The sequence below is a fragment of the Coprococcus sp. RTP21281st1_F1_RTP21281_210402 genome (assembly GCF_040915325.1).
Taxonomy (GTDB): Bacteria; Bacillota; Clostridia; order Lachnospirales; family Lachnospiraceae; genus Coprococcus; species Coprococcus aceti.
This window is the reverse complement of the sequence record NZ_JBCPDQ010000018.1, coordinates 1-11,041: the sequence shown is the minus strand read 5'-3', so window position 1 is coordinate 11,041 and position 11,041 is coordinate 1. Positions and strand designations below refer to the sequence as shown.

The 11,041-nt window shown below is 37.1% G+C and carries 11 protein-coding genes and 1 riboswitch; all 11 genes read right to left on the bottom strand.

What is annotated here, in order from left to right; all coding sequences use genetic code 11:
• Positions 1–434 precede the first annotated feature (434 nt).
• A complete protein-coding gene (locus AB5150_RS15505; RefSeq protein WP_118017910.1) occupies positions 435–1,406 on the bottom strand; it encodes a Gfo/Idh/MocA family protein in 972 nt (323 codons plus the stop codon).
• The gene (locus AB5150_RS15500) at positions 1,403–1,744 is read right to left on the bottom strand and encodes a hypothetical protein (RefSeq protein WP_278315663.1); all 342 of its coding nucleotides are present in this window, start codon (positions 1,742–1,744) and stop codon (positions 1,403–1,405) included. Before AB5150_RS15500 ends, AB5150_RS15505 begins: the two co-directional genes overlap by 4 nt.
• A 301-nt stretch (positions 1,745–2,045) precedes the next feature.
• Positions 2,046–3,419 carry an NAD(P)/FAD-dependent oxidoreductase gene (locus AB5150_RS15495; RefSeq protein WP_147564622.1) on the bottom strand — a complete coding sequence of 458 codons (1,374 nt, stop codon included), beginning with the start codon at positions 3,417–3,419 and terminating at the stop codon, positions 2,046–2,048.
• A gap of 90 nt (positions 3,420–3,509) precedes the next feature.
• Positions 3,510–3,608, bottom strand: a riboswitch (purine riboswitch).
• Between the two features lie 156 nt (positions 3,609–3,764).
• Positions 3,765–4,205 carry a transcriptional regulator gene (locus AB5150_RS15490; protein WP_252199370.1) on the bottom strand — a complete coding sequence of 147 codons (441 nt, stop codon included), beginning with the start codon at positions 4,203–4,205 and terminating at the stop codon, positions 3,765–3,767.
• A gap of 15 nt (positions 4,206–4,220) precedes the next feature.
• Positions 4,221–4,334: a helix-turn-helix domain-containing protein gene (locus AB5150_RS15485; RefSeq protein WP_252199372.1), complete on the bottom strand. Its 114-nt coding sequence runs from the start codon at positions 4,332–4,334 to the stop codon at positions 4,221–4,223.
• A 449-nt stretch (positions 4,335–4,783) separates the two neighbouring features.
• Positions 4,784–5,767 (bottom strand): O-methyltransferase, encoded by a 984-nt coding sequence (locus tag AB5150_RS15480; RefSeq protein WP_117916813.1) that lies wholly within the window; start codon positions 5,765–5,767, stop codon positions 4,784–4,786.
• Positions 5,767–7,059, bottom strand: a complete 1,293-nt coding sequence (locus AB5150_RS15475) for an ATP-binding protein (protein ID WP_368292171.1) — start codon at positions 7,057–7,059, stop codon at positions 5,767–5,769. Before AB5150_RS15475 ends, AB5150_RS15480 begins: the two co-directional genes overlap by 1 nt.
• 12 nt (positions 7,060–7,071) lie before the next feature.
• Entirely contained in the window at positions 7,072–8,067 is a 996-nt protein-coding gene (locus tag AB5150_RS15470) for a phosphoadenosine phosphosulfate reductase family protein (protein WP_368292170.1), read from the bottom strand.
• A 193-nt stretch (positions 8,068–8,260) separates the two neighbouring features.
• The gene (locus AB5150_RS15465; protein ID WP_368292169.1) at positions 8,261–8,893 is read right to left on the bottom strand and encodes a hypothetical protein; all 633 of its coding nucleotides are present in this window, start codon (positions 8,891–8,893) and stop codon (positions 8,261–8,263) included.
• A gap of 259 nt (positions 8,894–9,152) precedes the next feature.
• Positions 9,153–10,238, bottom strand: a complete 1,086-nt coding sequence (locus tag AB5150_RS15460) for a plasmid recombination protein (protein WP_368292168.1) — start codon at positions 10,236–10,238, stop codon at positions 9,153–9,155.
• Between the two features lie 274 nt (positions 10,239–10,512).
• A complete protein-coding gene (locus AB5150_RS15455; RefSeq protein WP_368292166.1) occupies positions 10,513–10,728 on the bottom strand; it encodes a hypothetical protein in 216 nt (71 codons plus the stop codon).
• Positions 10,729–11,041: the final 313 nt, after the last annotated feature.

Genomic DNA, 11,041 nt, shown 5'->3' with positions numbered 1-11,041 from the left:
ATCTCTGATCCGACGTTCTTGAAATTCTTTTTTTGGAATTTCAGGGTTGTCATGTTGTTAATTTTTCAAGGTTCTTTGTGTTCTCGCCTCTCAGCGATAACTTCTATATGCTATCACATCTGAAGTTCTTTGTCAACAACTTTTTTATCTTTTTTCAAGACCTTTTCGGTTGCTGATGTCTGACCACTTCGGCGACAACTTCTAAATATTACCACACCGAAGTGTGTATGTCAACAACTTTTTTCAGGTAATTTATAATCATGTCTCAGTGACATATCATGTTGTATACCTATAAAAGCTGTCGTCTGCTGCCTGCTCATGCGACAGCTTTTATAAGATACCACCACTGCAATCTTATGTCAATGACTTTTTTTATTTATCTGACAATTGTGTGCAATTATTCTAAACAGCCTCCCCTACATATGACAATCTACCTATTCTTCCTCTGGATATGTAAATCGCCATGATCTTCTGAACTCTGTCATCATATCCATGACATCCTTTGTATATTCCAGATACATATCTCCATCACCGGATATCGCACTCTCCATGTCCTGAAGCTCATACGCAAGGGCATCCGCATTTTCTCCGGCTGCAACAATCTCAGTTTTGCCTGTATCTGTGTATGTGACCTTCGCCTCCCACGCTCTTGGATACTCCATCACCTCTATATATCCATTTTCACATGATACCATTCCACGTTTCGGCTGCTTCGAGTGAAGGGACAACATAACGGTTGCCATCTGTCCTTCCTTATTCATAAGCAAAAGTCCTGCCTGCTCATCCACTCCAGTAGGCGCAGGCTTAACCTGTGAAAGAAGCTTGTCTGGCTTTGAGTCCATGAACCACCTTATAAATGACAGGGCATACACACCTATATCCAGCATTGCCCCTCCCGCAAGGTTTCTGTTGAAGAATCGATTGTTCATATCGTAGTCTTTGAAGCTTCCAAAATTCATGGTTATGAGATTGACTTTGCCAAGTGCACCCGAGTCCAGTAGCTCCTTAAGTTTTCTGTAAATAGGCATATGATAAATAGTCATCGCTTCGCCTATGATCACATTGTGCTGCTCTGCCAGTTCCAGCATATCTCCAAGTTCACCGCTGTTCAATGTTATAGATTTTTCCACAAGTATATGTTTTCCATTCTCTATCGCTCTTCTCATAAACTGTATGTGTGTATTGTGTGGAGTCGTTATATATATCACGTCCACTTCCGGATCCGTGAACATCTCATTGTAGTCTGAATAAACCTTACCTATGCCATACTTCTCAGCAAATGCCACCGCTTTGTCATACGTCCTGTTACCAACCGCATAAATGTTCCTGCCATTCTTTTTGAGTGCCACTGCCATCTCATTTGCGATAACTCCTGTTCCGAGAACTGCCCATTTGATATCCTTCATATCTGTTTCCTCCATATATAATTATGTATTTGGATTGTATATACACTTTTATTCGACAGTATTCCTCTCAGAGAACCTTCCATATCATCCACAGATATATGTCCAGATATCTCTCCGTCATCCTTGGCATCCACGAGTTCTCTCGCCAGCGATATCTTGAGATGGTGAAATCCCTTCAGCTCTATTCGTTTGCAGAATCTCGACACCGAGGCCTCGCTGACACCGCACTCCTTTGCCAGCTCCCCGACTGTCATATCCACAACCTTCTTGGGATTCCTAACGATATAATCGCCTATTTTCTTTTCTGTATCAAAGAATGAATCCATAGATGCGCATATCTGATTTATAACTGATCCCTCTATATTTTCCTATCTCCTTTCTTCTTTCGAAAACAATCCATCATATAGTGTCTTCTATACATTGTCACTAATAATTTTCTTAGTTAAATTTGTTTTCATATTTGTTGCAGACATTAAATCTATTTTCATGTCATTTACAACTCTACCATTCTTCTCCCATCCAGTCAAACAAATGTATTTTCACTTGAAACTCATTTATCAAATAAAAACAGAGTATCTGGAACCCCTATCACGATACTCTGTTTTGTATGACTTTCTTCTATATAAATATCTATTCGTTTTATTCACCATGTGCAATATTTCTTGCTACGTATACACCGCTTGCAGATGCGTGTGAAAGGGAGTGTGTTATTCCGCTGCCATCTCCTATGATATACAGCCCCTTGTATCTTGTCTCAAGCTTATCATCTACTTCAACCTCCATGTTGTAGAATTTGACCTCAACTCCATACAACAGTGTATCTTCATTTGCCGTTCCTGGGGCTATCTTATCAAGAGCGTAGATCATCTCGATTATTCCATCCAGAATTCTCTTTGGAAGGACAAGGCTCAGATCTCCCGGTGTGGCATTGAGCGTAGGTGTGATGAACGCTTCCTCTATCCTGCTCTGGGTGGAGCGCTGTCCCCTTATGAGGTCGCCAAATCTCTGCACTATTACGCCGCCGCCCAGCATGTTGCTGAGTCTCGCTATGCTCTCGCCGTATCCGTTGGAGTCCTTGAACGGCTCTGAGAAATGCTTTGCCACAAGGAGTGCAAAGTTTGTATTATCCGTCTGTTTTGCAGGATCCTCATAACTGTGGCCATTTACCGTTATGATTCCATTTGTATTCTCAGTAACCACGGCGCCCCTTGGGTTCATGCAGAAGGTTCGCACCTTGTCTCCATACTTCTCCGTTCTGTATACTATCTTGCTCTCATAGAGCTCATCGGTCAAATGCGCAAATATGGCTGCAGGAAGCTCCACTCTGACTCCTATATCCACTCTGTTGGATTTTGTAGGTACATTTAGATCTTTGCAGACAGCCTCCATCCATTTGCTGCCGCTTCTTCCAACGGATATGATACATTTGTTACAAGCAAATGTACCCTTCTTGCAGCATACACTATATGTTCCATCGTCCAGCTTTTCCACAGTCTGTATAGGTGTGTCAAAATAGAACTCTACCTTGTCCTGAAGATATGCATACAGATTCTCTAGAACTATATAGTTGATGTCCGTGCCAAGATGTCTAACCGAGGCATCCAGCAAATGAAGTCTGTTCTGCAGACACACTGTCTTGAATCTTGTGCCGGCAGTGGAATAAAGCTTCGTACCCTCTCCGCCATACTCCATATTGATATCATCCACATACTTCATGAGGTCTATAGCCTCGTTCTTGCCGATGTACTCATACAGACTTCCGCCAAAGTCATTTGTGATATTGTACTTTCCATCGGAAAATGCACCTGCACCACCAAATCCGCTCATGACCGAACAGCTATCACATCCCACGCAGCTCTTGATCTTTGTGCCGTCTATCGGACATTTTCTTCTCTTAAGCTCATGTCCAGCCTCAAACACTGCAACCTTGAGATCCGGAGCCTGCTTTGTCAGCTCATATGCAGAAAATATTCCTCCTGGTCCCGCTCCAATAATTATCACATCATACCTCATACGCGCACCCTCCAAAATCATTTTATATTTTTTGTTAATCCCTATCCATGCTCTGTATCCACACACATATTTTTACACAAAAATATAGTTGACCACGGCAATCCATGTCGTAGTCAACTATTATCGGTAGCTGGTAGATACGCCCAACCATATTATGGGCTTATACATATATAATTGTAATTTTTTCGTCATAAAAAATGATTGCGCTAATCACATTTACTATATCTCACGCAAAATATCTGTGCTCATGTGGATGCCACATACTGATCATCCACATTGCATCCTTAAAAATTATAGCATATTACATTTAGTTTGCGCAAGCGCCCCGTCGCAATGCTCATTATATCATAACGATGCTATGATTGCCGCGATGAATGTTCCAAGCAGGAATAATATGCTTATTACCAAAAGCACTTTCATAAGCGTTCTTTTCCGCTTCCTCATGTTTTCTAAAGCTCCGGTTGAATAGAACACCGCAACCAGCAACGCACCTATAGAAACTCCCATAAGCGTCCCCATCAAATAATCATACACTGGAAGATTATTATCTCCGCCAAGCACCAACATCACCAGTCCTGCAATGAGCGAAACCAATCCCACTATGCTGAATATACGCAACCTCATCAACAATGTATTCTTCTCAGTTTCTGCATAATCCGCTACAAGCTGCAATCTCTCTTTCTCTTCCTTATTCATGTCCTCACCCTTCCTTTCTCCATCAATGATATCCCTGATATCAACATCATAGAAATCTGCCAGCTCCACCAAAATACTGAGATCCGGCATGTTGCTGCCTGTTTCCTACCTTGATACGCTGCGATTGGTTACTCCAAACCGCTCTGCAAGTTGTTCCTGCGTAAGCTGTTTTTCCTTTCTCAGTTCTCTTAGAAATGAACCTACCTTTTTCTGATCCATATCTGTTGCCTCCTTTCTATTGAACATCAGCCCATTTTAAGTTGCCTTCGGCAAGGGCTGATGCTACATGTCAAGCTTTTGCTAAAAACTTGACACATTCATTGACAGAATAGTGTTTTTCGGGTGTTTTTTACAGGACACACTGCGGGAATTGGCTGTTTTATGTTTATATAAGGGCATAGCATATGTTCGGGCATAAAAAAGACCTCCGAGGGCGAACCCTCGAAGGTCTGAAAATCCTTTATTTATATGGTTTATCAGCGATTACTCGATGATAGTTGCAACTCTTCCTGAACCTACAGTTCTACCACCCTCACGATATCAGAATGGGGTGTTTTGGAGGCTAAATGGTTATTTTCCGTTCATTTTGCGTCAGCAAATGCAGATTTTCCGCTGTGTCCGTGTGGTTTTTGGAGATTTTATTATCATGGTGTTATCACTGAGTATCTTTACAAAGCAATCGATGTTTCAAATGTAGTCGGATAATACTTATAAATTTTTCTATATGCATTAACTTCTTCTTCCTCAAAAAAATCTGCACCTTCTATTGGATATACTGCATTCGGCATATTCTGATTTAATATAGCTAATTCTTTGTATGTAAAATTAGGCACTGAAATATCATACGGAATATTACTACTATTATAAAATTCAAAATCTTCAAAACCACATTTTGTAAATTTATCAATATCCCCCTTTTTATAAACAATCCATCCTAATGTAAGCATTGTTGCCTTAGAATCATTGTATTTAAAATACACTAATTGTTGGGAAATTAGTTTTTCATCGTCACTTCTTATAGTACTATTTCTCTCCAAAATTTTATTTTTTACAATCATGTCAAACATTTTATTTGTCGTTTGATAAATCTTTTCTTTAGCCATGTCTTTTGGCGAAAGCAACTTAACTAATATTTCATTATCAATTCTAGAACAATACATGTCCAACTTTTCTTTTGGCAATGCCTTTTTAAATTTATCTCCTAAATCAGAATTAAAACTTACAAATATCACGCTCCCTGATTCTACTTTGCTGATGCAAGATTCTACGTCTTGAATTTGATTACTATTTATTCCTCCATCGTAATCCAACCAAATAATATTTTTCTCTTGCTTCCATGGTATATTTGAACTATTGAGAATGTCGCTTGCATTTCCAAACAACATTTTTATGCAATTGAATGGCTTATTAAATTCAAATCTTTTCCTATTCTTTTCCGCAGAATTTATTTCCATACTATACATATTATCAATTCCAAATTCTTTGTGTAGTAAAGAAAAATCCACAAAATACTTTGCACCCATGCCAATATATCTATAATTTTTAATATAATCAAATACGGTTAGTCTTGAAATCATATCACACATCATTTTTCGTTCAATACTTTTGCAAGGTCTTATATTATAATTGACGCTAGCACTGCTCCCCGCCATTAAATCCCCTCCATTTCGCAATAGTACTCAAACAGTTTTTCTCCAACTGCCTTATTAGTTCGTTCTCCCATATTTTCCTTTACTCTTTCAACTTCATTTAATGGTTTGGAAAAGGATATTCTTACCATTGGAATTTCAGGTTCTACTTCTGTAATATTAAAATCTTTATTTTCTGATATATTAGCTATCGTCGAGTGATTTAATTCTGTTTTCCCCGCTTTTTTCACAAAATCCAATTCATCCAAATTTGATACATCATGCTTGCGTTTCGCTTCGTCTATGACTTTAATAACTTGCTTCATTGCCTCACTCATACTTTGTCTTGCTATAACATATAATCTGTTGGACGTATCAATTCCTGTTTTAGTCGTATTCCACGGTAATTCCAGTAAATTTTGTGATTCAAAATAAACATATCCTCTAAATTCAGCTAAGCTATAATGAAAAGCTCTATTTTCAATACCCCAACCTGTCAATTCAGTTTTGTCAGCATACACAACCAATCGTCCATTACAGTATATATACCAACCTGCTTTATTAGGCTCTCCTTTATTCGTAATTCCTGCAATAATAGTTATCTTACCGCTGTCATCAATAATTTGTTTTTCATATGGTTGAATATCTTTTGATTTTAATAGTTTTTCTTTTCCATAATCAACAGCAATATTATTTACTTCAATATCTAACCCGTTTTCAGCTTCAACCGTCCTATATTTTTGAATATAGTCAATTAACGAATTAATAAACAACTCACTTTCAAATTTGCTTACAATATCTGCATTAAGCTTTTCAACCACTATTTTAGTCCCTGTTTCATCATTGTTCATTCCAGTTTCTACTTTATCAAATTCAAATTCCCATTCTGGTTTATTAATCCAATCGTCAACATCCACCTTTAAATCAAAATATTCTGTTGATGTTTTTGAAATAACTTCAAATTTTTTCCCTAACTTGAAAAGCGCGCGTTTCATTCCAATTCCGAAAATTCCAGTAAAATATCCTGATGAATCACTCTCCCGATCCGATGACCTACCAAATTGAAAAGCATATTTTTGTGCAGTTTCAATATCTATTCCACCACAATTATCCTCAATGATAAATCTATCTTGAGACATATTTATTTTGATAAATAATCCTTTGTACTCTTTATTTTTTCTTATTTTCTTTGCCCCATCAATTGAATTGTCTATCAATTCTACTATAGCCGGTCTCACATCAATATCTCGAGTCAACATATAAATAAAAAAACCTTTTGTTGGACTCGCATTAACTTTTTTACTCTGCACTTCCATATGATTTTCCCCTTATCTACCTGACAACTTTTTTTGCTCACTCACAAATTTTCTATATTTTCTTGTATATTCATATGAATCTTTAAATACGAAATTAACTGCCTTAAATAATTGTGGTTCGTAATGTTGCATTGCTGCTAATTCGTCTTCAAAATTTCTTCCATAGGGACATCCTGCACATCCTGTCCTTTTCAATCCATATTCTCTATAACATCTACTATGTTCAACATCATAATGTTCTTCATATATTTTTTTTGTTTCAGTTAAATACCAAAATATCGGTCTATATTCATCACACTTATCTTCACTTGATGAAAAACAAGTTTTATATGCAGTTCTTCGGGCTCCTCCCTCTGCCTTTCGTACCCCATACATATTTAAATCAAATTCTCCATTTGTCTTAAATTTACTAGCAACCATTTTTTTCGCATAATGACAGCATTTATTTGATATTTTAAAGGTTGGAGGATTTTTAACCATAAACTCTTTTAAATATTGGTTATATGCGATATTAAAACTGCTCTCTTTTCCTTCATTACTTTTCTGAAAATCGTTACACCACCATCTTAATGCAGCTTTACACTTTGGATATTCTTTATATAATTCAACAAATGGTTTATCTTCCCATCGAAAATTATGATTTTGTAATCTTTCTATCCATTCACTTACTTGTTTTGACAAAAAAGGTTGCCCATATGTTTTACAACAAAATGGAATTGATTTTGTTGCTTTTATTTGCTCAATATGTATATCATACTTCCGTTCCAAATATTGCAAATGTTCTTTTGTTGCTCTAAACTCAAGTCCTGTGTCAAAAAAAGCATATGTTATTTTATCCGATTCATCAAATTTTTCGCATAAATCTATTAAAATATCGCTGTCGCTTCCTCCGCTAATAGAACAAAGTATTTTCTCATATTTCTTTAATTTAGCATGTGTGATTACTATGGAATCCGTTATCAACTGACTGCCTTCTGGTGCATTTTGCAATACTTCAAATAATTCCACTATATATTCCCCTTCAATCTTTAAGATTATCTCATCTTTAATAAATATTATACAATACCATTAACAAAACACCAACTATATTATCTCTCTATAATAAATTGTTATTCACAATCAAAAATTTTATCCAATGTCTTCTCCATATCTGCCACCAGATTAACCACCAACGCATTTCCCATCATAAATCTGCGTTTTCTCAGTGGCATTCCACTGTTTCGCCTTTAACCAGACAATATTTCGTATGATTCGTAGGAAATTCCTGGATTCGTTCTGCTTCTGTTGCAGTAAGTAATCTCTCTCTTCCAGTCATCTTATCTTTCACAATATGAGTTGTTCTGCTGAACCCACCTTCAGATGTAAGCATTGTACGTGCCGGTTTATCTTCCTGATCAATCATGGAAATAGCACCTTCTGAGAAGACACATTCATGGCCTGTTGAACTTATACGTAACAATTTTTTTGCACCTTTCAGGTACTGCCAGGTCTGTCTATCCTCCTTTGGAAGACGCTGTTCAGTTTCATCACTATGTGTAACCACAGAATCCGTATAATATAATTTTTCTTCTGGAATAAAATACTGTTCTTCTATTGCTCCAGTTTCCATAACATCACCAAGAGTTATCTGCTTTCCATGATAATCCGGAACAGTATTCATTGTATATATTATTCCGTCTTTCATTATTCCAGAATTTTCAAATGCCCATTGAAATGTTTCGGACACTTCACCTACTTCTACCAGCAGTTCCTTAATCTTCATCTTAGCAGATTCTGCTTTATTTACCTGAAATGTTTCTGCAAAAAAGCCTTCTTTTAAGATTACATTTTCCATGCTATCTTACTCATGTTTTTATGACTTTTTTCCGTAACTTCGCATGAAAACGTGGTTCTTTCGTCGGCATAATCTTTCACCTTCAATACCCTATAATCCATTTTATTGTATCAAACTAACGACTACTATTCAATTCTTTGTCTAAAGAAAAAAGACACGTTTTTCAATCAACGTGCCCTTCCTTACATCATATTCGTTTTTCTTTTACCTGTTTTCATTATGCATAAATCATTCCCAGTAATAGTGTTTCTTCATACACCTACAATTCCATTCCTCTGTGTTTTGTTTTATTTTTCTTTGATTGTTCATTATGTCCCTGGCTTCTTTCTTTTGCCCATTGTATCCTATCGCTGATTCTTTCTGGCATTTGCTCTTTCTGCTTTTTGGCTTCAAGCTCTGCTTGCGTTCGAATATCCTCTTGTACCAATCTTCCTACCATATCATTTCCCAGCATACGTACAAGTCGGTTATATCTGTCTGCAATTCCTTCTAGAACAGATTTCTCTTGTATTAAGCATTGATAATCCATCTGAACTTCCGCCAGATCCTTTTTTGTGTTCTCGTGCTCTTTCTTTTTCTGCTGAAACTTACTTTTCCAGCTATCTCTTTCTCTTGTGAGTTCTTTCACCTGTGCAGCCATCGCACAGATTTTATTTTTCATTTCTATAAACAATGGTTTGATTTTCTTTTCCCGGTAAGTTCCCGCACGTTCTAATGCTGTAGCTTCCGGTAGAAATGTTTTAATCATTCCATATTCTTTTATTTCCTTACTGACATTATCCATCACCGATTGCAGAAATTCTCTTCGATCTTCTAATTTTTTTAATTCCATTTCCGCTTTCTCTGTACGTTTTTCTGCAGCGTCTTTCTCTTTCTTAAACTGAAGCTTTTCTTCTTCCAACTTCTCAATATCAGCTTTTACTTCTGAAATCTTGAAAGCTAAACTTTCGTTTTCCGCTGTCAGATATTCTTTTTCTTGCTCTAGAGCCTGCACTTCCTTTTTACGTTCTTTCTTTTTAAAATTATAAACATCCAGATGTTCTTCATGTGTGTCTTTCTGTTCCCATTCAGTTCCATGCTTTTTAGCGACTTCTGCCAAAACTTCTTTCTCATGATTAATCCACTGGTTAAGTTCTGTGTCACGCTTACTTCCGCCCGGAAATCCAAGACTTTTTAATGCCTGCTTTAAAGAAACTTTCGTGTCCATGCCTTTTCCAGTCCACCCACTCACATATGGAACAAAATCGACATGCAAATGTGGAATAGACTCATCCAGATGTAAATAGCAATTAAATAACCGAAGTGTAGGATTTCTTTTTTCAAAGTCTTTTATAAAATCATCCAATACCTTTACAGCTAACTCTCATTTTTCCGTCCCTACTGCCATATCTCCACAATTCCCAACCCGAAAAATCACTTCATGAAAAAGCTTCTCCTGTTTTCCAAGCCGTATCTTTTCATAATAATTGGTAATCTTTCGATCATTTCGTTTTCCAACATTGTATCTCTCCACAGCCTCATCAAATAACTCTTTGTAAACTTCTTTCAGATTTTCATCTCGGTAACAGATATTATATTGGGTTCTTTCCGGATTCACATTTTCCGTTTTAAATGCCCTTCTATTGTGAGCCAGTTAACCCGGCCCAACCATACCACACATTGTTCATTTCATCATCATACGCTTCTCCTTTCTTTCTAAAATTAGCGCCCGACAGGGCACATAAATTTGTATTTCTGCCAATTATGGCACAAAATATATTTATCGCCGGATACGGCGATTTTGTTACTTTTGTCAAAAGTAACGCAAAAGCACTTTCGACAGCCGTACCGTCCATCAAAAGTCCCCTTGCGACCTGCGGTGCTATTCCTCCCGTTGGTCGGCTTGTATTTCCACCCGATATCATCTTGTAAACGAAAGCTGTAAACAGAGGTAAAAACATTTTAAAAATTAACTTTTTAAGTTTTTCCCAAAAGTTCCGTTTGCATCGTTTACAATAATCTTTACTTAAATGGTATTTCCAATTGCTCCGGCACTTCCATAAATCCATCCTTGTCTTTTTTCTCAGTACCTTCTAAGTTAGCAACCACCACTTCAAGTGGTGGTTTATTATCAGCCCTCCAAAGGGCTATTGTTACTGCTCGCCCCAA